Origin of the sequence: Microbacterium maritypicum MF109, assembly GCF_000455825.1 — a bacterium.
Taxonomy (GTDB): Bacteria; Actinomycetota; Actinomycetes; order Actinomycetales; family Microbacteriaceae; genus Microbacterium; species Microbacterium maritypicum_A.
This window is the reverse complement of the sequence record NZ_ATAO01000206.1, coordinates 537937-562985: the sequence shown is the minus strand read 5'-3', so window position 1 is coordinate 562985 and position 25049 is coordinate 537937. Positions and strand designations below refer to the sequence as shown.

The following is a 25049-nucleotide window of genomic DNA, read 5'->3' as shown; positions in this document are numbered from 1 at the left end:
CACTCACTCCTCGGAGTTGCCGAGCATCTGCTGCCAGCAGTCGGGGTGGATGCCCGAGATCAGCAGCTCCCGCGTCCCTGCATCGAGGTTGTCGAAGGCGAGCTGCGTCAGCGCGCCGGCCTGCCAGGACGCGAGCCGGTCAGCGTCGACGACGACGGTGGATCTGGCACCGCAGTTCATGCACGGCGGCGTGGTGACGGCGACCTGGGGAGCGGGAGAGGTGGTGTCCATGTGCGCCACATACCCGGCGCCGTGGGTACAGGTGGTGCCTGATCGCATTACACCGCCGGAGGTCACGATGTCGGCGTCTGCGGGAATTCGGCGACGGCTGATCCGTAGGTACAGCAGCTGCTCTGGGATACTCAGGTGTGACCAAGAAGCCTGGGTTCAACTTCGGCAAGCTGACTGCCGGGACAGCGATTCGCGCCATCACTGAGCCGACGGCGCTCTTTGACGCTTTGCCGAACAAGGAAGTCGGCTACGGATACCTGCGCGCCGTGCAGGGTGCCGTCCTCGACGCTTGGTACCCACGCAGGACCGAGACTGACCTCGTCATCAAGACGAATACGGGCGGCGGGAAGACGATCGTTGGACTGTTGATGCTGCAGTCGTCGCTCCACGAAGGTGTGGGGCCCGCCCTTTATGTCGCCCCCGACCCGCATCTCGCCGAGCGTGTCGCGGAGGAAGCGCGTGCTCTCGGGCTGGTCGTGGTCACCGACCCGGAGCACCATAAGTTCACCGCCGGCGAGGCGATCTGCGTCACCACCATGCAGACACTGATGAACGCCAAGACGCGCTTCGGCATCGAAGGCTCCGCTACGCGCCAGCCGATTCCCGTCGGCACGATCGTCATCGATGATGCCCATGCGGCGCTCGCGATCGCCGAAGAGGCCGCGCGCTTGGCCATCCCCGCGACGCACGAGGCGTATAAGCCACTGCTTGACCTGTTCGAGGAGGAGCTCAAGGCGCAGGGGCTCAACGCCTACTTGGACATCCGCGATGGAGATCGCAGCGCAGTCCTCCGTATTCCCTTCTGGGCTTGGATTGAGCGACAGGAGCAGGTGCTCGCCATTCTGCGACCCCATCGAGCGACGTCGGATTTCGAGTGGGCCTGGCCTGTCATGTCGGACCTGCTGGCGATCTGCGAGGTGACTGCTTCCGCCGAAGAGGTCGAGATCAAGCCGCCGTGTACGCCCGCCGAGAAGTTCCCGTCCTTCGCGGAGGCGAAGCGTCGCATCTACATGACGGCGACCCTGGCGGATGACAGTCTGCTGGTGACGCATTTCGATGCCAACCCCGAGAGCGTCGCGAACTCGATCGTGCCCGACACGGCGTCCGATCTGGGAGACCGCCTCGTCCTCGCGCCGCAGGAGCTGAACCCCACGATCAAGGTCTCAGAGATTCGTGAGCTCGCCGGCGCGGTCGCAGAGGACCACAACGTGGTCGTGCTCGTTCCGAGCTGGCGGCTCGCAAACGAATGGTCGAAGTTTGCGGACAAGACAGCCAGCAAGCCCGACGACATTAGTGCGGTGGTCGCCGAGCTACGCGCTGGTCACGTCGGCTTGGTCGTCATTGTCGGGCGCTACGACGGCATCGATCTCCCGGACGATGCATGCCGATTGCTCGTGATCGACAGTCTGCCCTTTGCATACACCGGCTCCGAGCGGCGCGAAGCCATTGCGCTGCGTGACAGCGAAGCCATGGTCGCACGCCAACTGCAACGACTCGAGCAGGGTATCGGGCGCGGGGTCCGCAGCCGTGACGATCGTTGCGCGGTCGTCCTGATCGGCCCTCGCCTGACACAGCTCGTGGCAAGGGCAGATGTCGCTGACCGACTCTCGCCGGCAACGCGCGCACAGCTGAAGCTCTCCCGGACGATCGCCTCAGACCTCGATGGCGCCACGGTCGAGGACATCGAAGCTGTGGTCCGACAGGTCATCGGCGGCGACGCCGACTTCCGTACCCTGTCCCGCGAGGCTCTTCTCGGGGTCAAGTACGACCCTGGCGCCGTCTCCGACGTCTCACGCCATCTGCGCGCCGCCTACAACTCTGCGCGCGTCGGTCGGTATGAGGAGGCCGCGGAGCACGCGGGGAATGCTGTCGACGCTGCGGTTGCCGCCGGTGACACGCGCCTCGCCGGATGGCTCGGCGAGACCCACGCGGCGTACCTCGGTCACGTGAACGGAGTCACCGCGCAGCTCGTACTCGACCAGGCCTCGCGTAACAACCCGGCCGTGCTGACCCCGCTTGCCGGTATCGACTATGAGCACCTCGGGCAGAACGACGACCAAGCACAGCAGGCGAAGTCGTTCCTCTCCGCGACGTACGCCAACGGTGCCGAACTGATCGTCGGCATCGACGCACTGATCACCGATCTGGCGTGGGACCCGGTTCGTACGGACGAGGCGGAGGATTCGCTCGCGTCGCTCGGGCAGCACCTCGGGTTCCTCGCGCAGCAGCCGGAGCGAGACTTCAAGATCGGCAGCGACGTGATGTGGTCGATCGGTATGCACCGTTACGTGGTGATCGAGGCGAAGACCGGCGCAACAGCCAATGTCATCTGGAAAAAGGACATCAACCAGCTCGCCGGCTCCGTGAACTGGGCCCAAGGCGAGTACGGTGCCGACGCGACAGTCATCCCACTCGTCGTTCACCCGAGTCACGTCGTTGAGCGCGCGGGCACGCCACCGCCCAACTGTCGCTCGATCAACCGGGCGGACATGAAGGAGCTCAAGAAGGCGCTGAAGAAGTTCGCCCGGGCGCTCGCGCAGGACGACGGGTTCAAGGACGTAGCGGCGATCGGCGCCCAGCTGTCAGCACTCAACCTGACCGCGGATGGCTTCTTCCCGAGCTTCACGCGCCGCACAAAGCGAGAGCCGCGCGAGAGTTCCTGACCCGGACGAAAGAATCCCGGGTCAGCTCCGCCGCGCCTCCACGGGAACGCCCACGTAACGGTTAGTATCTGTTACATGGTCGACGTTGCGCGCCTATCGTTGGACGAGCTGTCGGCGTTGCGTGCGAGCGTGACCAGCGAGCTTCGCGCTCGACAGGTCCCCAATCGCACATGCACGGCGTGCGGACGGCAGTTCACAGCGCGGAGTGACGCTCGGTACTGCAGTTCGCGGTGCCGGGTTGCAGCGCATCGGCTGCGTCAAAGGAAGGGACACCCTATGAGCATCTCGGGCATCGGATACGAGGGGCTGACCCTGGACGCCTTCATCTCGAAGCTGCGCATCCGTGGTATCCAGACGCTCGTCGACGTCCGACTAAACGCGATCTCGCGCAAGCGCGGCTTCTCGAAGCGCGCTCTTGCGGAGGCGCTGGGCGAGGCGGGCATCGCGTACATCCATCTGCCGGCGCTCGGGAACCAGCGCGACAACCGCGCCGGGTATGGCGAGCTCGAGTCCAACCTGGCGAACGAGGTTCGCAACCGCTTCCGCCAGGAGCTCCAGTCGGAAGCAGCCACGACGGCACTGCAGCAAGTCACCGATCTCGCGCAGGCGGGTGAGGTAGTGCTGTTCTGTTACGAGCAGGATGAGCAGCACTGCCATCGCGAGCAGGTGCTTGACCAGGTGCGGCTGCTGATGACCCGCAATCTTGTGAAGTCCTAGAAGAGAGTCGGCGCGGGAGCGATCGCGTCCTCGGAACGGGGCCAGTAGACACCGAGAACACTGAACTTGCCGCGGCGTGCAGCGAGCTCGAAGTTCCCCATGTAGAACCCGGCCTGCCGCTCGGGGGCGAACATCTGCTCGAGAAACTTCTCGGTCACGCCCGCCTTCACGTCCTCGCCTCGGTGGCGAAGCCGATTCTGCAGTGACGTCAGCTCCCAGTCGAGGATGCGGCCCTGGTGTCCAGCGCAGGAGGCATCCGCGCATCGGTAGCGGTACCGGACCTTGAACTCCGGCTCCTTCAGGATGGCGGGAATCGAACCGCTCATCGGTATGAGCGCCGATGACTCCTTGTCGATGCGCGCCTGCATCTTCGCCAACTGCTCCGGCGTCCACTTCGGGTGCGGCTCAAACTCGAGCCGATCGATGTCTGCCGGGTAGACGAGACCGAGGGAAGGAGCTGACCCGTCAGTTGATGCGGCGCGCATCAGCTCACAGGTCGTCGTGGACTCCAGCTGCCCGATGACCTTGTGCCGGGCCTTCCACGGCGGGAGCTTCTGGACGACGTTCCACGAATCCTGCGTCGGCGAGTAGCTCTCGCGGCGGGTGTCGGAGTCCTTGCGGCGCACCTCCAACTCGATGACGTCGTACTTGTGGAACTGCGCGTCGCCGTCGAGCCAGCGGAACGCAATTGGGTACAGCCGAATCCAGCTCGGCTCATCAGCGTCGATTCGGACGCCGGCAACGCAAGACGTGTCCCCGTAGCTCGTCGACGGCTGTGGCGTCGCCTTCACCGTGATGAGCACGCGGGCCCGTTCACCTTCCACCCTCATAGGTGGAGCATATTGCCGAGAACGGACGTCGCAACTCAGAGCACCGCGCGAGCCGCTTATCGTGCCATCATTCGATATGCCCTCGACCGATGACACAGCCGACGCGTTGACCTCCATCCCTGCCGTTCAAGTGGTTATCGAGGACGCCGACTCGGTGATGCTCGGCATGGACCCGAGACAGCCAGTTGCAACGCCGCTGATCGACTTCTGCCGAGGTGCCCTGGAGCTGCTAGCGTTGCGCCCCGACGAGGTGAAGCTCGTCATCGGAGGCGATTTCTTCGAATCCGTGAAATCCCGGCTCCCCGACGGGCCGTACCGTGACTCATTCGACCTGGAACGCGGGGCTGGCTCCGTCGCGGCGAAGACGTTGGTCGTTGACGGCGAGGTGCACGTCGTGTTTCCCGCATTCCTCTTTCTCGATTCAGACGCGGCCCGCGAGCACCTCTCGCCGGAGGACGCAGAGCAGGTCGCGACAAGCGAAGAAGCTCGAGCGGACATGGCGCGTCGCACCGCAACCCACGAGGCGCAGCACGTCGCCATGGAGCAGGCCGGCGAGGACAACCCAGACTTCTCAGCAGCTGGTCGGGCCCGCCAAGACTTCTTGACCGCGGCACATCAGGTTATCTCCGAGTACCGCGCCGAGTTGGGTGTACCTCCCGAATTGCGAGAAGACTACGAGATCGACTTTCCGCTGGAGGGCCTTAGCCATCTACGGTCGGCATTACAGCGCTACGTGGCCAGTTACCAGGAGCACAGGGAAGTCGATCGGCTCGCCTACGAGGTTGTCCAGGAGACCCATCACGTGTGGAAGGCACTCGCCTATGTCGCTGCTGCGCGAAGGATCGCGGAATCGGAGGTCGGCGGATCTGTCCCCGAGAATGTCGTCGAGTCAGACCTCTGGAGACTCATGGTTGAGGACCATTGGGAGGATTTCGAACGGCTCCTTAGTGTCATCCCGTCCGGGGGGATCCGCGTCGACCCGAGCGATCTCGAACGATGGACAGACGAGCTCGCCGACGTGCTCGATGCGTGGCTCACTGACTTTGGGTTCGTCTGGGAAGATCTCGATGGCGGTCGCTCGAGGTTCTGGATGGAGCCAGCGGACTTCGTCTTCTAATGCGCGTCCCCATCGCCGCTGGGCAGCGGGAACACGCTGCGATTGCAGCACGGATGTCGGGGCGTCGCAGTGCTCGCCGACGTATCTGCAGTCGGAATTGAGTCAACGCGGGGAGAGCCATTGTCGTTGCCAGTTGTGAGGCGACGACGTCATCGCGTCGCAGTTCGAAGAGAATGCGTCTGCCTCGCTCACGAACACTAACCGTTCATGCCCGCCACATACCCGGTTACCGCTGTCGTGCTTGGGTGTATGCCGCGGCGTCGAGCAGTTCGATTCGCAGTCGTTGCGCCTGAGCGGCGGGGACGACGATCTCATGGTCCTCATCCAGGGCGATGACGATGTCTGCGCCACCGTTGCGGGGGATGAGCGACTCGATGTCCCTGGCTACCCGGGCGGCATCCGCCGGGCTGATTCTGATCTCCGTCTGACCGGCGTGCAGGCGGAGTGCGACATATCCGGCCCGAGCATGGATCTCGTAAGCGGTGTCCTGGCTCATCGGAGTGCTCCGATCCGTGTCTCGAGGTCGGTGAGGGCACGCCGAAGACGAGCGAGGGCCAGTGCTGCGCCTTCCACCGCCATCGTCAGAGGCCGCAGCTCCTGAGCGACGGCATCGTCTTGTTCGGACGCCGGCATCCGCGCGATCTGATCGGCGACCGTCGACAGATGTGCGGTGAGGAACGTGCGCTCGACGGTCAGCCTCAGCAGCATCGCGCGTGCCTCAGCGAGGTCCATCTCTGGGGCAGCGAGGAGGCGACCGGCGAGGGCGATATCTTCGCGGGCCGTCGCGACGCGTTCGGCGGCATAGTCGACGAGAAGAGGATCGAGAGCGTTCATCGAACGTCGAGCGGGATCCGGGACCCTGCGGGGTCTACTGCGGGCCCGGGAACGACGAAGAGATCGGACCATGCGCTCTTCGCCTTCCTTCGTCGGTTCGTCGGCTGTGTCGGGTCCGACCAGATCTTGCGCAGCTCGTCGAGGACGTGCAGCCTCTGAGCGAGCGTGCAGTTCGAGTTCGTCAGGCGGACGCCGGCGTGGTCGGTCACGGCATCGACGCCTCTCGCTCCGCGATGAGCTCGAGGTGAACGGAGACCAGCCGGCCGACGACGTCTCGGAGGACCGCGGGGGCCTGCCATTCGGGGATCGACTCGGTGACGGACTGGATCCGCTCGAACAGTTCGTCCCGATCGCTGCAGTATCCGCTCCGGGCGGCGATCGTCTCCGCGATCGCCGCGAGCTCGTCTCCGTACGTCGACGTTTCGATGAATCCGACGGGGAGTGTGGTCTCCAGGACCGGATCCGGCATCTGCGTGGTGTTCATGACGGCCACATATCCGGCCCCGCGCGGTAACGGTACGGGGTCCCCGTGCCCGTCAGTGAACAGAGTTGCCCAGAAATCCAGTCTGTACGGTGCGCCGCCTACTCCTGACCGGCGGAACGGGTGAACCGTTGGTGCCCGGTCAGAGTCGGTCTGACCGGGTTCAGGGTTACTCCCGACTGGGCAGAGCCGGAAATGTACAGAGAGAGATGAGAGTTAACGACTCGTCTAGAGAGCTACTACTACCGCTCGGGGAGAGCTCTTCGATGATGGGCCGTAATAATCGTGGCCCCGAGGTCTGTATGTATCCACCCGGGAGACGTCTGACCGTCTGTCCGGGGGAGTGGAGACCAGTTGAGAGTAGGGCAAACGCCGGACTGAGGGTGTCTGACTATGCCTGTACGGGGCCCCAGGTGCGGCCGTGTTCGCAGGGGTGGACGGGTATGAGCGAGTTGAACACGCACCGGATCGAGGTGCCCGTCGAGAGCGACGGGCTCGTCTACGTCTTCGAGGGTCCTGACGCCGAAGACCGGCATCAGGACTGGGCGCTTACAGGTGCTGCGACATTCGACAGGATCGAGCCGCGGCAGTGACCGAGTACGCGGGCTGTTCGCAGGGGTGGACGACATGAGCATCGAAGCAGGCACAGCGACGGCGGTCATCCTGGCCGATGGCACCGGGCGGTACGTCATCGACGGCGTGCCGGCGCAGGTACGTGAAGACGACCCGGACACAGCACGTCAGGTCATCGTCGATCGCGTGATCGAGCACGCTCGCCAACTGGGATCGCCGGTTCCATTCCGGTCCACCGATCCAGACGGTACTTGGGAGCTCGTCGTGCAGCCGAACGGTGCGGTCGAGGTCGTCGAAGCCACGACGGCACCTGAGCCCCCGCGGGAAGAGCCTGTCGCAGAGGCCGCCTCCACGCCGCAGGCGGAGAGCATCGCTCCGATCTACGAACTCCCGGCCCGGGCGCCGCTGCACGAGCGACCCCCAGCACGAAGCACCTGGCGCCGAGACCCAGATCGCGACCCGGTCCAGCCAGTCCAGCGTCCTGCACCCGCCCCGGTCGCGCCCGCGCCCGCGCCAGTCGATGGCACGTCGACAACCCGCCGTGAACAGCGGACGCGGCGAGAGTCGTTCATCGCCGCACCCGCGGTCCAGCCGCCGGCAGACGAAGGGCTGCGAGGGTTCCTCGCCCGGTTCGGAATCCGCCTGAAGCCATCGCAGGCGGAGACCGCACGCCGGGCCGATCTGCAGTGCGTCTCGCAGCACTGGCCCGGTCCTCGCACCATGGCCGTCGCGAACGGCAAGGGAGGAGCCGGAAAGACCCCAGTCTCGATCCTCCTCGCCGCTGTTTTCGCGAAGTGGGGCGGGGCTGGAATCGTCGCCTGGGACAACAACCAGTTCCGCGGGACCCTCGGCTGGCGTACCGCATCTGGTCCGCACGACGCGACGATCCTGGACCTGCTCCCGCAGGTGCCGTATTTGCTCTCCACGGAAACGCGGTCAGCCGATCTCGCGCACTACGTCCATCATCAGCCTGACGACCAGTACGACATCCTTCGGTCCAAGCCCACGGACCTCGCCGACCGCCAGCGCGTGGAACCGAGAGATGTGGACCACATCCATCAGGTGCTCTCGAAGTACTACCGGATGATCATCATGGACAGCGGCAACGACGAGTCCGATCCGATGTGGCGACGCATGATCGACCTCACCGACCAGCTCGTCGTGCCCACGACCACGCGGGCCGACCACGCCGAGGCGGCAGCGCTCCTACTGGAGGCGCTCACGGACCAAGGAGGTGCGGCCGCGGAGCTCGCGGAGAACGCCGTCGTCGTCATCACGCAGGCCGACCCGCACGCGAAGGCCGCAGAGATCGCGAAGATCAAGGAGGGGTTCGCGGGCATGGTCCGAGAGGTCGTCCACATCCCGTTCGACCCCGCGATCGTGAACGGTGTCCTGCGGTTCGACGCACTCCGGCCTGAGACCCAGCGAGCTTGCCTGGCGATGGGCGCCGCGGTGGCGCGCGGGCTCTGACATGGGCGCGATGCCGGGAAGGGGCGGGTATTGGAACTTCTGATAGAGACTATTGGGCTCTTCGCATCGGTGATCTCGTTCCTGTTGTTTCTGCCCCAGGCTCAGCGGACCTGGGTGAATCGGAATACCCCCACAGCTCTCGCCGGGGTTTCATCAGGAACACAGTGGCTCGTAATCTTCAACGCTTGGGTCCGACCAGCAGATTGCGGTCGTTGGGGACAGCATAGAACGCGTTCTCGATCTCGGCGGGCGGGACGTCGCCGAGATAGCCGTGGAGGCGCTGCGTGTTGTGCCAGTGCACCCCCCCGAGCGTCGCGAGCTCAAGGTCTTCGACCGTCTTCCACGGCCCTGGCCGCGCGGGTCCGCGGACGAGTTCTGCCTTGCAGTAGCCGTTCACAGTCTCGGCGAGGGCGTTGACACCATGATGCTCGCAGTCATAGCTGTCGCCGACCGTCCCCCGATCGACGGCGTGGCGCCGATTTCTGCGAGGCGTTCGCCGTAGCGGATGGAAGTGAATTGAGATCCGGCATCGCTGTGACACCGCAGATTCTCGTGCCGGGCGCCGCGCGACCAGCGGGCCATCTCGATCGCGTCGAGGACCATCTCGGTGCGCATGTGTGACGCGCACCGCCACCCCACGATCATCCTGCTGAACGCGTCGATGATGAAGAACACGTAGGCGACGCCCGCCCAGGTCGGCACGAATGTCAGATCGGTGACCCAGAGCCGGTTCGGTGCGGTCGCGGTGAACTCCCGCTGCACCAGATCCGGATGCCGCGACGACGCCGGATCCGACCTCGTCGTCTTCACCTTCTTCGACCGCCTCGCGCCCTCGATATCCGCCACCTTCATCAGCCTCGCGGTCTGGTTGCGGCCGATCACGATCCCCGCCCGCCGGGCTGCCTTCCACAGATTGCGGACTCCGTAGACCCGGTAGTTGCTCTCCCACAGCTGGACCAGCCGCGGGACCAACTCCACATCCCGCACCGCGCGAGCGGACGGGGTGCGGGTCTTGGTCGCGTAGTAGCTGCTCGGGGCCATCTGCAGCAGTCTGCAGATGAGCTCGACTCCGAGCCGGCGACCGTCGACCAGGTCGTCTTTGTTCGCGTCGGTGAACGCGACTATTTCCGGTAGTGGCGGTCGAGCTCCGCGATGTCGTAGCGGGTGGCCAGGCTGCGCCATCGAGGATCTCAGTGGTCTTCGCCGACGAGGCGTCCGCGTACGCAGGCGGTGCTCAGCGGACGGAAGTGCCCACATAGGACGCTGCGCGAGCGCTAATGATCAAGGGGCGTCGCAACAGGCCACTTCGACGACGGATTTGCCGCCGCGATACGAGCGCCGGATCCTGTCCGACAGCGATTCGGTGGCCGACCGGGAGTTTATCGATGTCATGGTCCGGAGGGTGTAGAGCAAAATGCAGATGAGGAGCTAAAAATAGGCTTGACATCTCGCAGCGTTTCTGTCGATGATGACATCGGTGTCATCGCGAAGGAGCAGACGTGAAGGATTCACGCAAGGATCAGGTTGCCCGCCGTCCGACCATGAGCGACGTCGCGGCCCTCGCTCGCGTGAGCAGCAAGACCGTCTCGCGCGTGATCAACGACGAGCCTCGCGTCTCGCCCCTCGTCCAGCAGCGTGTGCGCGAAGCGATCGAGCAGTTGAGTTACCGCCCCGATCCGCGCGCGGGGAGCCTCCGGCGCAGCGGCCACCGGAGCGAGACCATCGGGCTCGCCATCAACAACGTCGACAACCCGTTCTCCGCCGCGGTACACCGTGCCATCGAAGACGCGGCGGTCGCTCGCGGCGTCGCCGTGCTCGCCTCGAGCACCGACGACCTCCCCGTGCGCGAGCCCCGGGTCGTCGAGGGGCTGTTGCGCCGTCGCGTCGACGGGCTGATCGCCGCGCCGGTCTCGCGCGACCAGTCCTACCTGCGCACCGAGCAGAAGTACGGCACGCCGATGGTGTTCATCGATCGCGAACCGCTCGGCGTCGACGCCGACGCGGTCGTGAGCGATCACGCCGGGGGTGCGCGCATGGCGGCATCGCATCTGATCGAGCGCGGCCACCGCCGCATCGCCTTCCTCGGCGACCTCACGACGCTCCAGTCCACGCAGCAGCGCCTCGCCGGATTCCGCGAGTCGCTCGGCAACGCGGGGATTCCCACGGCGGCGGCCACCGTGGTCACCGAGCTGCACAGCGCCGACGCCGTCGAGAACGCGGTGCGCGCGCTGATGAGCGGAACCGATCGGCCCACGGCACTGTTCAGCGCGCAGAATTCGATCACGATCAGCACCATCCGCGCTCTGCGCGCCCTCGATATGCACAACGACGTCGCGCTCGTGGGTTTCGACGACATCGTGCTCGCCGATCTTCTCGTCCCCGCCATCACGGTCATCGCCCAGGATTCCCAGCGGATTGGATCCCTCGCCGCCGAGCGGCTGTTCGCGCGGCTCGACGGCGACCGCTCCGCCAGGGCGACCCACGTCGTTCCTGTTCGACTCGTCACTCGGGGCAGTGGCGAGATCCCGCCGGCATGATGCCGGCGTCCACCCACCCGCTCCGCCACACATGTCACCCGAGAGGAACTCAAAGATGAGAAGAACGAAAACCGCCAGCGTCGTCGCCGCCTTTATCACCGCCGCGACGATCGCCTCCCTGGCTGCCTGCGGCTCTGCCGGAGGCGGCCAGCGAACCGAGGGCGAGCCGCTACGCATCCTGACCGGGTCGGGTCCCGACACGGGCGAGTTCCGCGCGCTGGAGCAGATCGTCGCGATGTACCAGGACGAGGTGGATGCCGAGTTTGAGGTCGAGTACGAGACCATCACCGACACCGACGACCTGTGGAAGAAGCTGCGGATGTACCTCGTCGCCGACACCCTGCCTGACATGTTCAGCCTTGCCAACGGACCCATCGCCGACGAGCTGATCAGCCAGGGCAAGCTCGTGAACATGACCGAGGTGCTCACCGATGCCGACGTCTACGACCAGATGAACGCCGCGCTCGAAGACTTCTTCGTCTCGCCCGACGGCAACCTATACATGGTGCCCTCCTACCGCGGGGGCGAGATGTTCCTCTACCGCAAAGACCTCTTCGAACAGCACGGGATCGACGTGCCCGAGACGTGGGAGGACTTCCTCGACGCCTGCCAGACGCTGGCCGACGCGGGCGTGACCCCCTACGTGCTGCGTGGAGCCGACAGCGTCATGCTGCTGCGCTTTCTGTCGTTCCCGGCATGGACGACATCGGGAGGCGAGTTTATCGACGCCGTGCAGAGCGGCGACCAGACGTTCTCGGACGGTCCGCTCGGGCGCGCCGGAGCAGAACTCCTCCACGACCTGGGCACGGGCGGGTACTTCGTGCCCGGCTTCCAGAACATGACTTTGGGCGACGCCCTCGACGCCTTCTCGTCGGGCGAGGGTGCGATCACCTACGGCAACACCAACTTCGCCGCGACCTTCGCCGAGCAGTACGACGCCGGCACCGTGGGCTACTTCGGCATCCCGGTCGACGGCGACGAGAAGGAGAGCACCGGGAGCACCTTCCCGGTGCACGGCGGCAAGGGTATCGCGCTAAACGCCGAGAGCTACGAGGCCGACGAGTCGTTCCGCGACTTCTTCGACTACTACCTCGCCCACATCGACGAGGTGCTGTACGAACAGGGCTTGCTGTCGTGGTTCGACACCCCGATCCCCGCCGACGCGCTGCCTCCCGTCCTAGTGGACCTGGGAACCGAGATCCAGAACCAGACCACGGGATGGGTCTCGTGGGACGACAAGCTCGACCCCGAGGTGCTGACCACCATGGGCGACGAGGCCAACCGTCTCATCGCCGACCAGACGACGCCTGACGCGTTCCTCGAGGCCGTCGACGCGGCCATCGCCAATCAGTGAGGTCCACCCCCGCTGTCTAACTCGCGCGCCCGGCGTTCGCTGTCGTTCGCCGGGCGCGCACCCCCTGCTTTCGTTCGGCCGGAAAGACCCCATGCATCGACTACTCCAGAAAAGAAGCACCCTCCTGTGGTTCCTGATCCCCGGGCTGCTCCTCTACATCGTGACGGTCCTCGTACCGATCGGCTCGTCGGCGTATTACTCGCTCGTGGATTGGAGCGGCATCGGCGATCCGCAGTTCGTCGGCGTCGAAAACTACGTGCGAATGTTCACGGATGCCGCGCTGGGCAACGCGATCGTCAACACGCTGCTGCTCACTGTGGCGGAGCTCGTGCTCGTCGTTGGCGGGGGCCTTCTGCTCGCGTGGCTCCTGACCAAGATCTACGTGTTCCGCCAGACCCTGGTCGTGCTCTACTGCGTGCCGATCATCGTCTCGACGGCGGCGATGGCGCAGATGTTCAAGATCTTCCTCTCGGTGCGGCCGCCGGGGATCGTGAACTCGCTGCTCGCACAGATTAATCCCGCGTGGATCGATCTGGAATGGCTGACAAACCCCGATACCTCGCTCGCGATGGTCGCGCTCATCACCAGCTACCGCGACGTGCCCATCTACATGCTGATCTTCTACGCCGCGCTGCTGAACGTGCCGCCGACCCTCATGGAGGCGGCACGCATCGACGGTGCGGGCTCGTTCCGCGCTTTCGTCAGCATCCAGATCCCCTACATACTGCCGATCGTCGGCGCCGTCGCGTTCCTCGTGCTCAACGACGCCCTGCGCGCCTACGACATCCCCGCACTGTTGACCGCCGGCGGACCGATCAGCTCGTCCGAGGTGCAGTCGCTCTACATGTACAAGCAGCTCTTCCAGAACCAGAACTACGGGTACGGCAGCGCGATCGCGATGCTCATCGTCGTCATGTCGATGGTGCTCGGCTTCGTTATCACCCGCTCGACCGATCGGAAGGTCGCCCGATGACCACGACCACCCTGCCCATTCGGTCGACACGTCGCCGCTGGACCCCGCGCCGAGCGCTCGTGCTGATCGTCATCACGATCGCCGCGCTCCTCGCGCTCGCCAGCTTCGTCTCGCCCCTGCTGTACACACTGATCGGCAGCGTCACCCCTTCGCGCGACGCGGGCGATCAGGGGATGTTCCCTTCGTTCGACAACTATGTGCGCGTGTTCGAGAGCGGCTTCCCGCGGTTCTTCCTCAACAGCCTGATCATCACCGTGATCACGGTGATCGCGACGCTGCTGCTGTCGGCGATGGTCGCCTATCCGCTGTCGTTCTTCCGCTTCCGCACCCGGCGACCAATCGAAGCCCTCTTCATGCTCGGCCTGATGATCCCCTACCAGGTCGTACTGCTGCCGCTGTTCCTCACCTACGCCAAGACCGACCTGCTGAACACGTACTGGAGCGTCATCATCCCGATGGTCGCGTTCGGCATGCCGTTCTCGGTGTTCCTGCTGCTGCGGTTCTTCCGCGAACTCGACGAGGGCATCATCGAGGCGGCGGTTATCGATGGAGCCAGCGCCGGCCGGATCTTCTGGACGATCATCCTGCCCCTGTCGCGGAACGTGCTCATCACGATCGCGATCCTGCGTGCCATTTTCGCGTGGAACGAGTACCTGTTCGCCTACACGTTCATCAGCTCGCGCAACAATCTCACGCTCGTGCTCGGCTTGAACGACTTCATCGGCGCGGAGGGGCTGGTCGATTGGGGACCGATGTTCTCCGCTATCGCCTTCAGCGTGCTGCCCGCGCTGCTGGCCTACATCCTGCTCAACAAGTACATGATCGCCGGCCTCGCAGACGGCGCGACGAAGGAGTGACCTGAATGACCGACATCCTCGAACCGACGACCGCAGCCGACGTGCTTTTCTACCGCCCCGAGGACGGGTGGCTCGGCGACCCGATGCCGTGCTACCACGACGGCCGGTTCTACGTGTACTACCAGTGCGACCGGCGCGACCCCGCGCCATACCCCAACGGGGCGCCCTTCGGGTGGTCGCTCTTCCTGACGGACGACCTGCGCTCGGGTGTCGACTTCGGCGAAGTGCTGCACAAGGGTGACCCCGACGGGGCCGAACGCTTCCTCTTCGCGGGCTCGGTCATCCACGCCGAGGGAAGCTTCTGGGCGTTCTACACGGGCGCGAACCGCGCTTTCGACGACACCGAGGCGCCGGCCGAGACCTTCCGGATCGCGACGAGCCCCGACGGCATCGAGTGGACGAAGCACCGCGAGCTCACGATGCACAGTCCGGACGGATTCGAAAAGAACTACTTCCGCGACCCGGTGGTCGTCTTCGATCCCGACCTCGGGGCGTACCGGCTGCTCGTGGCAGGCCGTCACGACTCCGGACCGCGCGTGCGCCGCGGCTGCCTCTTGGAGTACCGCTCCACCGACCTGCGGACGTGGAGCTTCGAGAAGGTGCTCTGGTCTCCCCACACGCACCACTTGCTGCAGATGCCCGACCTCTTCCGCATCGGCGACTGGTGGTACCTCCTGTACTCCGAGTACGACGACCAGCGCCGCACGCGCTATCGCATGAGCCGCAGCGCCGACGGGCCGTGGATCGCCCCGCAGGACGACTGCTTCGACGGTCGGGCCTTCTATGCGGCACGAACCGTGGATGTCGATGGCCGACGCGTCATCTTCGGCTGGAACCCGACGCGCGCGCACGGCGACGACCTGGACCCGTGGGTATGGGGCGGGAACCTCGTCGCGCACGACGTCGTGCAGCGACCTGACGGCACCCTCGGCGTGCGCCCGAACCCCGAGCTGCTCGACGGCGCGTTCGAGGCGCCGGATGCCGAGCCTCGATCGCTTGTCCTCTCGCGCGACGACGGCTACGCCGAAGAGATCGTGGTGGCCGAATCGTCCACGAGGTTCCGAGTGGACTTCACCATGGAGTTTGTCGACGACACGTTCGAGTTCGGTCTGAAGCTGTACGAGAACAGCGACGCCGATCAGGGGTACGTCTACCTGTTCAGCCCGGGTGAGCACCGTGTGCGATTCGACATGATGCCCAACTACCCCTGGTTCCAGCTGCAGAACGTCGGCCTGTCGCGTCCGGTGGCGCAGCCGGCCGGCTCGGTGCACGAGGTGACGCTGATCGTGGATGACGACGTGTGCGTGCTGTACGTTGACGACATCGCCCTGAGCAGCCGGATGACGCGCCGCCCCGGGCAGGAAGTCAAGCTGTACGTCAATGGCGGGATGGTCGACGTGCGCGACCTCGTCTACCGTGACCGCACGATCCGGGCGGACTGAACCGCCCCCCGTGGAGCGGCCTCCGCACTAGTAGTACTTGGTTAGGTCTTGTTAATGGTCGGGTGGGCTGTTAACCTCGCGGCGTGCGGGCGGATGAGAGCGAGCGAGTGCGGGCCGAGCTGGAAGAGTTCGTTGGTGAGGTGTTTGAATCGGCCTGGGATTCGTGGAGGGCGGTGTCAGGCCGCGACGGGCTCGTCGTGCCGTCTGGGTAGAGCGTAGTTGGGGTCCTCGAACTCGGTGGGTGGCATGTCGCCGATCGAGGAGTGCAGCCGCTCGGTGTTGTACCAGTGGACCCATGACGCGGTGGCGAGTTCCACCTGCCGCCAGGACTGCCAGATGGGGCGCTCGTGCTCGATGACCTCGGTCTTGAACAGCCCGATCGTGGACTCCATGAGCGCGTTGTCGAGCGCGTCTCCGACAGAGCCGATCGATCCGGTCAGCCCGGCTTCGCGGAGCGCCGCCGACAAGCGTGTCGGTGAACGCCAGAGAGGTGTACTGACTGGGCTCAACCGGTGGAAGCAACACCTGATTGGAGGGTGTTGTGGGACGACCGTCGAACTGGATGAAGGAAGTGACCGGGCGAGCGCCGATGCGGTCACCCGGTGCGCCATCGCATCCGCGAGTGAAGGAGCGTGAGTTCTGGGCGCAGGTCAGCACGGGCCTGCTCCCGACGGAGGCGGGTATCGCGATCGGCGTGGCTCCCGTCGTAGGGTCGCGGTGGTTCCGAGAATCGGGTGGTATGTCACCGTATTCGTGGCCGGCGCCGTCGGGCCGGTATCTGTCGCTGGCCCCTTGTAAGGGACAGGCCCCGGGTTCGAATCCCGGTCGAAGCTCACGCAGGGTAGGGCAGCTCGGTCAGCCCGCCGGCCTCATACGCCGGAGGTCGCAGGTTCGAATCCTGCCCCTGCACCCACGTCCTCCAAGCTCATGTGGAAGAGCGCTCGGTTGAAGCCCGAGAGGTTGCCGGTTCGAACCCGGCGGTGGACACGGCGACCCGACGCGTCCGACTGGATGCTGTTCGGCGCCATGGGGCACGACCGGCGAAGAAGAGACGCGCGCGTCCCGCATCGCACCACGGTGATAGCCGGCACCGGCCCCGCCAGGGCTTGTAGCTCAGTGGCAGAGCACCTCCTTTGCAAGGAGCAGCGCAGGGGTTCGAGTCCCCTCAGGTCCACGTAAAGCTGAACGTTCGAACCTTGCCCCGCCTGATCGCGGGGCAAGGTTCTTTCGTTATGTGGCTTGGGATCGCTGGCGACGATCGTGGCGATGGCTTCGTTCGGTTCGAGGTGGCGTCGTCCTCGTCATCGATGGTGATGCGGTCGAACAGTGCCCGGTTGAGCATGCGTCGTTCGGCGGGTTCGGCCTTGTCGTAGACGTCGCCGATGTCGGTGAGGAGGCCGAGGATCGACTTTGTTGATGATGCAGTACCTGACCAGATGCTCGGCGAGGTAGTCCAACATCTCCTGCAAGGCCTTGCGGCGGGCGGTCTTGCCCGACTCGCCGGGCTCGATGAACTCCGCGCGATGACCGCGTTCAGTTGGTCGGCCTTGCGTTGCGCCGCCTTGCGCTGCGCGGGGATCGACAGGCCTTCTTCGAGTCCGACCCGCCAGCTGGCGAGGCCGTCCGTAACGTGGATGCCGAGACATGTCGCCTCGCGGTTGTCGTTCGACGAGGAACGGAGCAGCACCATGACCACAGGCATCGCCGACTACGACACCATCGCGGTGTTCGTCGGGATTAACTACTCTGCCGGGGGATATCAGGACGGCGGAGGCGGCGAGATAATACTGAAGTCGGCGAGTGACCTCGAGGGCAGATTTGAATAGCAGCGTCAAGATGCCAGGGGAGTTTCGTGTACGGCATGGGATCTGATGACGAGTCGTGTTCCGATTCGCGTGGTTTTCACGGGTGCGGCGTCGTTGTCGATGCGTCTGAGCAGGGTGTGTACGGCTTCGGTTCCCAGTGCGTCGGGATCTTGGGCAATGACGTTGATTCCGCCGCCGAAGACGTCGGCGAGCGGGAAGTCGTCGAAGGCGATGAAGGATGCGGAGGCGACGTCGAATCCGGCGTGGAGCATCGCGAGCGTGGTGAGCGAGTTTCCCGAGACGAACGCGGTTGGCGGATTGGGTGTCTGGGTGAGCCAGGCGAGCTGTTTTCCAATGCGCGGGCTGTCGGGGGTGTGCTGGTAAATCAGTGACGGGTCTGGTGTGATTCCTGCTTCGAGCAGTGCGGAGCGGTATCCGGCGAGTCGTTCGCGTTGGGTGAATACTTCTTCGGCGTCGCCAAGGTAGGCGATGCGCTCGTGCCCCGTGGCGATCAGGTGATTGACGGCTGCGGTCATGCCGCCGACGTTGTCGGAGAGAACGACGTCGGTCTCGTGTCCTCGGGCGGGGCGGTCGAGGCAGACGACGGGTGTGCTGTGCAGGATCCGGGCGAGGTATGGCTTCGGTGCGGGGGTGGGGCCGAGGACGATGCCGTCGACGTGTCCGGCGGCGAGGGATTCAAGAGTCTCCCGTTCCCGTTTGGCGTCGCCGAGCATGGATGCGATGATCACGACGTACCGGTCGCCGACGGCGTGTTCGATGCTGAGCGCCAGCTGCGCGGCGAAGGGTTCTGAGATGTCTTCGCAGACGAAGGCGATGGATCCGGACGATGAGCGGCGTAGGCCCTGCGCTGCGGGATTGGGGCGGTAGGAGAGCTCCCGCATCGCGGCTTGCACCCGTTCGCGGATGCTGTCGGACACGTACACTTCCTTGTTCAGCACGCGGGAGACCGTCTTCGTGCTCACGCCCGCGCGTCGGGCGACGTCCTTCATGGTCGCGCGGTCCCCGCTCATCCCGTCCTCCTGTCTCCTGCTCGCCGTCCGGAATCACAGTCTAGGGGTCTCTTCTTCTGTCATCGATGTCAGACGCGAAATGACGCGGACTTCGGCCTCCGGCAACAGTAGTTCATGGGGTTTGCGGCCGAAACCCGATGGATCCGTGCTGGCGGTGGAATCTATCGTGTGTGGGAGCGACGGATGAGCGTGGCGATGTATGCGACTCATCCTGACAACGTCGTCAGAGAAAGGGGCATCGCAATGCAGCGACGTGAGTTCCTCCTCGGCGCAGGGTTGGCTGGTCTCGGGCTTGTGCTCGCCGGCTGTACCGGTGCCGGGTCGCCTTCGCCGGGTAAGGGTGGTGCGATTCAGTTCTTCAACGATGCGGCATCCTGGGGCCCGGGGTACGAGTCTGCCGGTGCCGAGCTGGTGAAGAAGACGGGATGGTCGATCGATCCGCAGACGATCCCGAATGCCACCGCATACGAGCAGGTGGTCCGTTCGCTCTTGCAGACGAAGAATCCGCCGGACCTGGTGAAGTGGGGCAGCGGCTTCCGGATGCAGGATCTTGCCCGCACGGGAGGGCTGGCCGACCTCACGAGCGCGTGGGAGGCATCCGTAGCGCAGGGCTGGCTCGACGACTCGTTGCGGTCTGCGTTCACGTTCCGTGATGGCGTGTACGGGCTGCCGTTGATCCAGGGCTTCTACGTGATGTTCTACAACGTCGCGGTGTTCGACCGGCTGGGGCTGTCTGTTCCGACGACGTGGGACGCGTTCATCGATGTCTGCGAGACGCTGAAGGCGGCGGGCATCACGCCGATCGGGACCACGCAGGTGAACATCTGGCCGGTCGCGAACTGGTTCAGCATGCTCTCCACCGCGTACGACCCGGAGTGGTTCGTCCGCCTGTGCGAGAACCGGGCATCGTTCCAGGACGAGGAAGCCGAGGGCCTGATGACCCTGTGGCAGGAGATGATAGGGAAGGGCTACCACACCTCCGCGGACTCGCTCAGCGACAACTTCGCGGGCATGCTACAGAACGAGAAAATCGGGATGTGGCCGACGCCGGTGAGCTGGAGCTCCCAGAATCTGCAGAAGCTCGGCATGAAGTCCGGTGAAGACTACGACGCGTTCCTGCTGCCGATGGTCAACAGTGACCCCCAGGCGGTCGTCACAGAGGTCGCCGGCCTGGTCGTTCCGCAGCGGTCCCCGCATGTTGCCGGTGTGACCAAAGCGATGGGGTCGTGGCTGGATCCGCAGGTGCAACAGCCGTGGTCGGACTTTCTGTCGGGTTCCTCCGCGAATCCGACGGTGAAGTGGACGGACAAGATCAGCCAGCGCCTGCAGACCGAGATCCGCCGCGACCAGGTTCAGGTCGTCAACCGGTACTGGGAGGCCTCACCGCCTCCCCTCGTCGTCGGCGTCACGCAGGACCTCGGCGGCTTCATGGCGAATCCCACCGATCCCGCCGGCGTGCTGCGTTCGCTGCAGCAGAAGGCGGAATCCGAATGGTCCTACTGGACGGAGGCCACGCGATGAGCGCACCCAGTGAGACCCGAGCGCTGGTGACCGGCGCCGGGCGGCGCGGCCGCGCCCCGCAAGGCGACAACGCTGCCGCGCTGCGCCGGCGTGATCGGATCACCCGAGGCCGTCCGCGGCTGCTGTTCCTGCTGCCCGCGGTCGCGCTGGTCGGGATCCTGAGCCTTGTGCCGTTCTTCGCGACCGTGTGGCGCAGCCTCTTCGACGACGCGATCATCGACCCGCAGTTCAACTGGCTCGCCTCGTATGTCCGTCTGATCTCCGACCCGGTGATCGTGAAATCGCTCGTCAACACCCTGATGTGGCTAGTCGGAACCGTGATCATCCCCGTCGGCTTGGGCCTGGCGATCGCCGCGCTGACCAACTCCGTGAACTGGGGCAAGTGGGCCCGCCTCGCCATCGTGCTGCCGTACGCCCTGTCGGGGACCGCGGTCGCGGTGGTGTGGAACTTCGTGCTGCAGGACTCCGGCGCACTGAACTCGTTCCTGCGGGGCATCGGCCTCGGCGCCCTGGCACAGCCATGGCTGCTGGAGTGGCCGGGGAACACGATCATGCTGATCCTCGCGAACTCCTGGCAGGCATCCGGCGTGGCCGTGATCCTGTACCTCGTCGGCCTCCAGGGCATCCCCCGCGAGACACTCGAGGCCGCCTCGCTGGACGGCGTCGACGGCGCGAAGCGGTTCTTCCAGATTGTGCTCCCGCAGCTGCGCGGCACCACCGCCGTGGTGATGGGCATCAGCCTCGCCAACGGGCTGAAGTCCTTCGACCTGATCTGGGTGCTCACCAACGGCGGCCCCGGCCGGGCCACCGAGACTCTGGCCGTGTCGATGTACTGGCAGAGCTTCGTGCTGCAGCGTCCCGGTTCCGGCGCCGCCATCGCCGTCGTCCTCACGATCGTCGTCGTGGCCGTCTCGGTCACATACCTGCGCAAACAGCTCAAGAACGATTGAGACCCATCATGAAGACCACATTCCGCCCGGGTACCGCGCTGCGCTCTGCGCTGATCATCCTGATCGCCGTGCTCTGGTTCATTCCGACCTACCTGATCGTCGTGAACGCCTTCACCTCCAACCAGGCCTACAACGGCGAGGTCGCCTGGTTCCCGAAGGACTTCGCCCTGTTCGAGAACATCGCCATCGCCTGGCAGGCGGTCGACCTCGGACCATCCCTGATGAACTCCCTGCTGTACGCCGTCGTCGCTGGCGCACTCGCCGTCCTCGTCGCTGCCCTGGCCGGGTTCGCCGTCTCGGCCATCCCAGGCGGGTGGCGCACGTTCTGGTTCTGGCTGATCTATTCGGGTGCGCTGTTTCCCGCCCAGGCGTTCCTGCGTCCGCTGTTCACCGGCTACGCCGAGACCGGGCTGTATGACACCCGGTGGGGCCTGTTCTTGATCTATGTCGCGACCTGCGTGCCGTTCTCGTTCTTCATCATGCGCAACCACATGCTGTCGGTCCCACCCGAGATCAACGAGGCCGCGCAGCTGGACGGCGCGAACTGGTGGATCGTGTTCACCCGGTTCTTCCTGCCGTTGTCGAAGTCGGCGCTGGCCGCGGCGTTCATCTTCCAGTTCGTCTGGGTGTGGAACGAGCTGCTGTTCGGCATCACCCTCAGCTACTCGGAGGAGATCCGCCCCGTGATGGCGGCGCTGGCTGGTCTGCAGTCGAACTACGGCACGGTCGGCCCGCCGGTGGTCCTCGCCGGGGCCCTGTTCGTCTCACTGCCCACCGTGATCGTGTTCCTGCTGTTCCAGCGGGTGTTCGCCTCCAGCCTCGGCGGCGCGAAGATCTGACCCGCGTCCCCGCATCCATCTCGACTTGTCCCATCACCCCACAAAGGAGAATCCATGCCCGAGGTCTACTACCAGCATCCCGGAACCTGGTTCGGCGACTGCATGCCGATCCATCATGACGGCGCGTTCTATCTCTTCCACCAGAGGGATCTGCGCAATCCGGGACCGTTGCCGAACTGCGAGCCGTTCGGCTGGGCCCTGGCACGCACCGCCGACTTCGTGACCTACGAAGACCTCGGCGACGCCATCGTGCGCGGCGGAGACCACGACCAGGATCAGTTCATCTTCGCCGGATCCGTCATCCGCGCGAACGGCAAGTTCATCGCCATGTACACCGGCTACAACCGCGACCACTTCGAAGCCGCGGGCAAGCCCTCCCAGGTGCTCATGATCGCGGAGAGCGACGACCTCATCCACTGGACCAAGACCGACAAGGCCGTTGTCGCACCGCAGCCCGGGTACGACCCCGACGACTGGCGGGACCCGTGGGTGATCTGGGATGACGAGCGCGGTGAGTACCTGATGATCCTCGGCGCCCGCAAGGCGGGGCCGAAGACGCAGGCGACCGGAAGCACGGTCGCGTTCACCTCGAAGGATCTGGAGACCTGGGAGTTCCAGGGAGACTTCTGGGCGCCCGGGCTGTACACGATGCACGAGATGCCCGACCTCTTCCGTGAGGGTGACTGGTGGTACCACCTGGTCACCGAGTACTCCGACAAGTCCAAGACCATCTACCGTCGTGCGCGATCGCTGGACGGGCCGTGGGAGGCGCCCGTCGACGACGCCTTCGACGGGCGCGCCTACTACGCCGCACGCTCGGTCTCCGACGGTGAGCGCCGCTACCTGGTCGGCTGGGTGCCCACCCGCTGGGACGACGACGACACCAAGACGTGGCAGTGGGGCGGCACTCTGGTGATCCACGAGATCGTCGTGCGGCCCGATGGGACGCTGGGGGCGAAGATCCCCGACGCGGTCTCGGCACACCTCGCGTCACGAACCGTGTCGACCACCCCCGGGTTCCGTCTCGAACGTCGTGACGGAGCCGCGCAACAGGTGCTCGCCGCCGAGGTTCCGCAGACGGCGCTCGTCTCGACGACACTGCGCGTGAACCCCGGCACACGGGTGGTGAACATCCGTTTCGGGGAAGACCCGACCGCGCAGGCCGGCTACCAGTTCGCGTTGCGCGCCGCCGAGGGATGTCTGGAGTTCGACCGGTTCCCGAACTGGCCGTGGGGGCAGTTCGACAACCGCGATCTCGACCGTCCGCTCTCCATCGACGACGGCGCGGAACACGCTGTCGCGCTGGTTTTCGACGGTGACATCGCGACGCTGTACATCGACGACGTGGCCCTGAACGCACGCTTCAACGCTCCCGCAGGTTCGCAGCTGTCGATCGAGGTCGCCGACGGTGCGATCGCCGTCGGGGACGTCGTCATCTCCACCACCCCGTGAACACACGCGGGAGGCCACGGCCCGTCGTGGGCACCGTGGCCTCCCGCCGATCGCTTGCACGCCATCGCACAGGCAGACCCGTCTGGCGCACACGCAGACCCGTCTGGGTGCCGACCAGCAGAATCTTCACGAGAGGACGAAGATGCCCACAGTGGACCACCCCGTTGTCCTGCACGCCGAATTCACCGCCCGTCCCGGATCCGAGGACGAGGTCATGCGGCTGATCGGTGACTACGCCGAGCTCGTCCGCGACGAGCCCGGCAACATCGTCTTTGACGTGTACCGGAGAGTGGACTCGCTCGCGGACTTCTTCGTGTTCGAGGTGTACCGCGACCAGGAGGCGTTCGACGCGCATCTTCGCGCGGACGCGGGAATGACATTCAACACGCATCTCGCCGACCACATCGTCGGAGAGGGCAGCACGCTCAACTTCCTCACTCCCGCCTCGGTCACGGGATGGCGGCCATGATCGCCCCCCGAGTCCTCGTCGTCGGCGAAGCTCTGATCGACGTCGTCCACCGTGCCGACGGCACGATCGACGAGAACCCCGGCGGCAGTCCCGCGAACGTCGCGATCACCCTTGGCCGCCTCGGGCGATCGCCCCAGCTGCTCACCGCGCTGGGCCAGGACGATCACGGGCAGCTCCTGCGGAAATGGCTGGCCGAGTCCGGCGTCACAGCCGTGCCCATCGAGATCGCACGGACAGCGACCGCGACCGCGGAACTGGACGCGGCGGGAGCGGCCACCTACGTCTTCGATATCGAATGGACCCTCGCCGGCGCCCACCCGGAGCGAGCGGATCTCGTGCACGTCGGATCGATCGCCGGTCTGCTCGAGCCCGGGGCAACGGACCTGCTCCGGCTGCTCGACCAGCAGCACGATGACACGCTGGTCACCTACGATCCGAACATCCGCCCCGCCCTCATCCCCGATCAGGACATCGCCCGGCAACAAGTCGAAGCACTCGTCCGGCGCGCAGACGTGGTCAAGGCCAGCGATGAAGACCTTCGGTGGCTCTACCCTGACCGTGAATCTCGCGCATCCGCCCGCGCCTGGCACGGATCGGGACCTGCGATCGTCATCGTGACGGAGGGCGCGGACGGCGCCTTCGCCATCACGGAATCAGGGGAAATCCATGTGCCGGGCCGTCCAGCCGACGTCGTGGACACCGTTGGAGCGGGAGACACCTTCATGGGCGCCATCATCGATGGTCTGATCGATGCGGGGTGGTCAACCGGCTCCGCTCGCGCAGCTCTGCGAACCACGGACACGAGCCACCTGATGTCGATCCTCGACTGGGCCGCACGAGCAGCAGCAGTCACCGTGTCCAGACGCGGAGCGAACCCGCCCCACCGGGGCGAGCTCGTCTGAG

25 protein-coding genes, 3 tRNA genes and 2 pseudogenes are annotated in these 25049 nt (G+C 65.4%); 20 read left to right on the top strand and 10 right to left on the bottom strand.

Going from position 1 to position 25049, the window contains the following annotated elements; genetic code table 11:
* Nucleotides 1-3: 3 nt before the first annotated feature.
* Nucleotides 4-231, bottom strand: coding sequence for a hypothetical protein (locus L687_RS36985; RefSeq protein WP_021200887.1), 228 nt, complete (start codon nucleotides 229-231; stop codon nucleotides 4-6).
* A 137-nt stretch (nucleotides 232-368) separates the two neighbouring features.
* Here L687_RS36985 and L687_RS36980 point away from each other — a divergent pair, with 137 nt between their 5' ends.
* Both L687_RS36980 and L687_RS36975 read left to right on the top strand, forming a co-directional pair.
* Nucleotides 369-2894, top strand: a complete 2526-nt coding sequence (locus tag L687_RS36980; RefSeq protein ID WP_021200886.1) for a helicase C-terminal domain-containing protein — start codon at nucleotides 369-371, stop codon at nucleotides 2892-2894.
* Nucleotides 2895-3170: 276 nt separating this feature from the next.
* Nucleotides 3171-3611, top strand: coding sequence for a DUF488 domain-containing protein (locus L687_RS36975; protein ID WP_021200885.1), 441 nt, complete (start codon nucleotides 3171-3173; stop codon nucleotides 3609-3611).
* Here L687_RS36975 and L687_RS36970 read toward each other — a convergent pair.
* Nucleotides 3608-4441 carry a hypothetical protein gene (locus L687_RS36970; protein WP_031207816.1) on the bottom strand — a complete coding sequence of 278 codons (834 nt, stop codon included), beginning with the start codon at nucleotides 4439-4441 and terminating at the stop codon, nucleotides 3608-3610. The genes L687_RS36975 and L687_RS36970 overlap by 4 nt on opposite strands.
* A gap of 61 nt (nucleotides 4442-4502) precedes the next feature.
* Between L687_RS36970 and L687_RS36965 the strand changes: the two genes are divergently transcribed.
* Nucleotides 4503-5558 (top strand): hypothetical protein, encoded by a 1056-nt coding sequence (locus tag L687_RS36965; RefSeq protein ID WP_235045242.1) that lies wholly within the window; start codon nucleotides 4503-4505, stop codon nucleotides 5556-5558.
* A gap of 226 nt (nucleotides 5559-5784) precedes the next feature.
* Here L687_RS36965 and L687_RS36960 read toward each other — a convergent pair whose 3' ends face one another.
* Genes L687_RS36960 through L687_RS36945 form a run of 4 tightly spaced genes read right to left on the bottom strand, consistent with a single transcriptional unit; the run spans nucleotide 5785 to nucleotide 6876 of the window.
* Nucleotides 5785-6054, bottom strand: a complete 270-nt coding sequence (locus tag L687_RS36960) for a hypothetical protein (protein ID WP_021200882.1) — start codon at nucleotides 6052-6054, stop codon at nucleotides 5785-5787.
* Nucleotides 6051-6392, bottom strand: a complete 342-nt coding sequence (locus L687_RS36955) for a hypothetical protein (RefSeq protein WP_021200881.1) — start codon at nucleotides 6390-6392, stop codon at nucleotides 6051-6053. Before L687_RS36955 ends, L687_RS36960 begins: the two co-directional genes overlap by 4 nt.
* Nucleotides 6389-6601 (bottom strand): hypothetical protein, encoded by a 213-nt coding sequence (locus L687_RS42845; protein WP_021200880.1) that lies wholly within the window; start codon nucleotides 6599-6601, stop codon nucleotides 6389-6391. The genes L687_RS36955 and L687_RS42845 overlap by 4 nt, the downstream gene beginning before the upstream one ends.
* The gene (locus L687_RS36945; RefSeq protein WP_021200879.1) at nucleotides 6598-6876 is read right to left on the bottom strand and encodes a hypothetical protein; all 279 of its coding nucleotides are present in this window, start codon (nucleotides 6874-6876) and stop codon (nucleotides 6598-6600) included. The genes L687_RS42845 and L687_RS36945 overlap by 4 nt, the downstream gene beginning before the upstream one ends.
* Before the next feature lie 440 nt (nucleotides 6877-7316).
* On the opposite strand from L687_RS36945, the gene L687_RS42840 reads away from it, so the two are divergent.
* Both L687_RS42840 and L687_RS36940 read left to right on the top strand, forming a co-directional pair.
* Nucleotides 7317-7466, top strand: a complete 150-nt coding sequence (locus L687_RS42840) for a hypothetical protein (RefSeq protein WP_021200878.1) — start codon at nucleotides 7317-7319, stop codon at nucleotides 7464-7466.
* Nucleotides 7467-7500: 34 nt separating this feature from the next.
* Nucleotides 7501-8916 (top strand): hypothetical protein, encoded by a 1416-nt coding sequence (locus L687_RS36940; protein ID WP_021200877.1) that lies wholly within the window; start codon nucleotides 7501-7503, stop codon nucleotides 8914-8916.
* 178 nt (nucleotides 8917-9094) lie between these two features.
* On the opposite strand, the pseudogene L687_RS41640 reads toward L687_RS36940, so the two are convergent.
* Nucleotides 9095-10065: pseudogene (locus L687_RS41640) on the bottom strand (IS3 family transposase); the annotation flags it as partial.
* A 350-nt stretch (nucleotides 10066-10415) separates the two neighbouring features.
* Between L687_RS41640 and L687_RS36930 the strand changes: the two are divergent.
* The 5 genes from L687_RS36930 to L687_RS36910 all read left to right on the top strand — a co-directional run bounded on the left by L687_RS36930 (nucleotide 10416) and on the right by L687_RS36910 (nucleotide 16079).
* Nucleotides 10416-11453 (top strand): LacI family DNA-binding transcriptional regulator, encoded by a 1038-nt coding sequence (locus L687_RS36930; protein ID WP_323131864.1) that lies wholly within the window; start codon nucleotides 10416-10418, stop codon nucleotides 11451-11453.
* A gap of 55 nt (nucleotides 11454-11508) precedes the next feature.
* Nucleotides 11509-12807 (top strand): ABC transporter substrate-binding protein, encoded by a 1299-nt coding sequence (locus tag L687_RS36925; RefSeq protein ID WP_021200875.1) that lies wholly within the window; start codon nucleotides 11509-11511, stop codon nucleotides 12805-12807.
* 91 nt (nucleotides 12808-12898) lie between these two features.
* Nucleotides 12899-13780: a carbohydrate ABC transporter permease gene (locus tag L687_RS36920; RefSeq protein WP_021200874.1), complete on the top strand. Its 882-nt coding sequence runs from the start codon at nucleotides 12899-12901 to the stop codon at nucleotides 13778-13780.
* A complete protein-coding gene (locus L687_RS36915; RefSeq protein ID WP_021200873.1) occupies nucleotides 13777-14637 on the top strand; it encodes a carbohydrate ABC transporter permease in 861 nt (286 codons plus the stop codon). Before L687_RS36920 ends, L687_RS36915 begins: the two co-directional genes overlap by 4 nt.
* 5 nt (nucleotides 14638-14642) lie before the next feature.
* Nucleotides 14643-16079 (top strand): family 43 glycosylhydrolase, encoded by a 1437-nt coding sequence (locus L687_RS36910; protein ID WP_021200872.1) that lies wholly within the window; start codon nucleotides 14643-14645, stop codon nucleotides 16077-16079.
* A gap of 176 nt (nucleotides 16080-16255) precedes the next feature.
* Here L687_RS36910 and L687_RS42555 read toward each other — a convergent pair.
* Nucleotides 16256-16580 (bottom strand): annotated as a pseudogene (locus tag L687_RS42555) (integrase core domain-containing protein); the annotation flags it as partial.
* Nucleotides 16581-16914: 334 nt separating this feature from the next.
* Here L687_RS42555 and L687_RS36900 point away from each other — a divergent pair.
* The 3 genes from L687_RS36900 (at nucleotide 16915) to L687_RS36890 (ending at nucleotide 17253) form a co-directional block, all read left to right on the top strand.
* A tRNA-Met gene (locus tag L687_RS36900) sits at nucleotides 16915-16992 on the top strand.
* 1 nt (nucleotide 16993) lies between these two features.
* Nucleotides 16994-17066: transfer RNA gene (locus L687_RS36895), tRNA-Phe, on the top strand.
* A 115-nt stretch (nucleotides 17067-17181) separates the two neighbouring features.
* Nucleotides 17182-17253, top strand: a tRNA-Ala gene (locus tag L687_RS36890).
* Here the strand turns inward: L687_RS36890 and L687_RS42550 are convergent.
* A complete protein-coding gene (locus L687_RS42550; protein WP_152525930.1) occupies nucleotides 17245-17769 on the bottom strand; it encodes a hypothetical protein in 525 nt (174 codons plus the stop codon). The two genes, L687_RS36890 and L687_RS42550, sit on opposite strands and share 9 nt — an antisense overlap.
* Here L687_RS42550 and L687_RS42835 point away from each other — a divergent pair.
* Nucleotides 17768-17905 (top strand): hypothetical protein, encoded by a 138-nt coding sequence (locus tag L687_RS42835; RefSeq protein WP_167540705.1) that lies wholly within the window; start codon nucleotides 17768-17770, stop codon nucleotides 17903-17905. The genes L687_RS42550 and L687_RS42835 overlap by 2 nt on opposite strands.
* A 5-nt stretch (nucleotides 17906-17910) precedes the next feature.
* Here L687_RS42835 and L687_RS36875 read toward each other — a convergent pair whose 3' ends face one another.
* Nucleotides 17911-18915: a LacI family DNA-binding transcriptional regulator gene (locus L687_RS36875; protein WP_021200869.1), complete on the bottom strand. Its 1005-nt coding sequence runs from the start codon at nucleotides 18913-18915 to the stop codon at nucleotides 17911-17913.
* A 243-nt stretch (nucleotides 18916-19158) separates the two neighbouring features.
* On the opposite strand from L687_RS36875, the gene L687_RS36870 reads away from it, so the two are divergent.
* The 6 genes from L687_RS36870 (at nucleotide 19159) to L687_RS36845 (ending at nucleotide 25048) form a co-directional block, all read left to right on the top strand.
* Nucleotides 19159-20436 carry an ABC transporter substrate-binding protein gene (locus tag L687_RS36870; protein WP_021200868.1) on the top strand — a complete coding sequence of 426 codons (1278 nt, stop codon included), beginning with the start codon at nucleotides 19159-19161 and terminating at the stop codon, nucleotides 20434-20436.
* Complete coding sequence (locus L687_RS36865) at nucleotides 20433-21386, top strand: carbohydrate ABC transporter permease (protein WP_021200867.1); 954 nt, start codon at nucleotides 20433-20435, stop codon at nucleotides 21384-21386. Before L687_RS36870 ends, L687_RS36865 begins: the two co-directional genes overlap by 4 nt.
* Nucleotides 21387-21394: 8 nt before the next feature.
* Entirely contained in the window at nucleotides 21395-22225 is an 831-nt protein-coding gene (locus L687_RS36860; RefSeq protein ID WP_021200866.1) for a carbohydrate ABC transporter permease, read from the top strand.
* Between the two features lie 54 nt (nucleotides 22226-22279).
* The gene (locus L687_RS36855; protein WP_021200865.1) at nucleotides 22280-23677 is read left to right on the top strand and encodes a hypothetical protein; all 1398 of its coding nucleotides are present in this window, start codon (nucleotides 22280-22282) and stop codon (nucleotides 23675-23677) included.
* Nucleotides 23678-23819: 142 nt separating this feature from the next.
* Nucleotides 23820-24146 (top strand): putative quinol monooxygenase, encoded by a 327-nt coding sequence (locus L687_RS36850; protein WP_031207804.1) that lies wholly within the window; start codon nucleotides 23820-23822, stop codon nucleotides 24144-24146.
* A complete protein-coding gene (locus L687_RS36845; RefSeq protein WP_021200863.1) occupies nucleotides 24143-25048 on the top strand; it encodes a carbohydrate kinase family protein in 906 nt (301 codons plus the stop codon). Before L687_RS36850 ends, L687_RS36845 begins: the two co-directional genes overlap by 4 nt.
* Nucleotide 25049: the final 1 nt, after the last annotated feature.

Excerpts from the sequence above, each read along its gene's own strand:
- L687_RS36985 (WP_021200887.1), bottom strand. The coding sequence starts at position 231 with ATGGACACCACCTCTCCCGCTCCCCAGGTCGCCGTCACCACGCCGCCG.
- L687_RS36875 (WP_021200869.1), bottom strand. The coding sequence starts at position 18,915 with ATGAGCGGGGACCGCGCGACCATGAAGGACGTCGCCCGACGCGCGGGC.
- L687_RS36925 (WP_021200875.1), top strand. The coding sequence starts at position 11,509 with ATGAGAAGAACGAAAACCGCCAGCGTCGTCGCCGCCTTTATCACCGCC.
- L687_RS36915 (WP_021200873.1), top strand. The coding sequence starts at position 13,777 with ATGACCACGACCACCCTGCCCATTCGGTCGACACGTCGCCGCTGGACC.
- L687_RS36855 (WP_021200865.1), top strand. The coding sequence starts at position 22,280 with ATGCCCGAGGTCTACTACCAGCATCCCGGAACCTGGTTCGGCGACTGC.
- L687_RS36850 (WP_031207804.1), top strand. The coding sequence starts at position 23,820 with ATGCCCACAGTGGACCACCCCGTTGTCCTGCACGCCGAATTCACCGCC.
- L687_RS42550 (WP_152525930.1), bottom strand. The coding sequence starts at position 17,769 with ATGGTGCTGCTCCGTTCCTCGTCGAACGACAACCGCGAGGCGACATGT.
- L687_RS36910 (WP_021200872.1), top strand. The coding sequence starts at position 14,643 with ATGACCGACATCCTCGAACCGACGACCGCAGCCGACGTGCTTTTCTAC.
- L687_RS42835 (WP_167540705.1), top strand. The coding sequence starts at position 17,768 with ATGACCACAGGCATCGCCGACTACGACACCATCGCGGTGTTCGTCGGG.
- L687_RS36865 (WP_021200867.1), top strand. The coding sequence starts at position 20,433 with ATGAGCGCACCCAGTGAGACCCGAGCGCTGGTGACCGGCGCCGGGCGG.
- L687_RS36955 (WP_021200881.1), bottom strand. The coding sequence starts at position 6,392 with ATGAACGCTCTCGATCCTCTTCTCGTCGACTATGCCGCCGAACGCGTC.
- L687_RS36870 (WP_021200868.1), top strand. The coding sequence starts at position 19,159 with ATGCAGCGACGTGAGTTCCTCCTCGGCGCAGGGTTGGCTGGTCTCGGG.
- L687_RS36860 (WP_021200866.1), top strand. The coding sequence starts at position 21,395 with ATGAAGACCACATTCCGCCCGGGTACCGCGCTGCGCTCTGCGCTGATC.
- L687_RS36975 (WP_021200885.1), top strand. The coding sequence starts at position 3,171 with ATGAGCATCTCGGGCATCGGATACGAGGGGCTGACCCTGGACGCCTTC.
- L687_RS36945 (WP_021200879.1), bottom strand. The coding sequence starts at position 6,876 with ATGAACACCACGCAGATGCCGGATCCGGTCCTGGAGACCACACTCCCC.
- L687_RS36845 (WP_021200863.1), top strand. The coding sequence starts at position 24,143 with ATGATCGCCCCCCGAGTCCTCGTCGTCGGCGAAGCTCTGATCGACGTC.
- L687_RS36940 (WP_021200877.1), top strand. The coding sequence starts at position 7,501 with ATGAGCATCGAAGCAGGCACAGCGACGGCGGTCATCCTGGCCGATGGC.
- L687_RS36970 (WP_031207816.1), bottom strand. The coding sequence starts at position 4,441 with ATGAGGGTGGAAGGTGAACGGGCCCGCGTGCTCATCACGGTGAAGGCG.
- L687_RS42840 (WP_021200878.1), top strand. The coding sequence starts at position 7,317 with ATGAGCGAGTTGAACACGCACCGGATCGAGGTGCCCGTCGAGAGCGAC.
- L687_RS36920 (WP_021200874.1), top strand. The coding sequence starts at position 12,899 with ATGCATCGACTACTCCAGAAAAGAAGCACCCTCCTGTGGTTCCTGATC.
- L687_RS36960 (WP_021200882.1), bottom strand. The coding sequence starts at position 6,054 with ATGAGCCAGGACACCGCTTACGAGATCCATGCTCGGGCCGGATATGTC.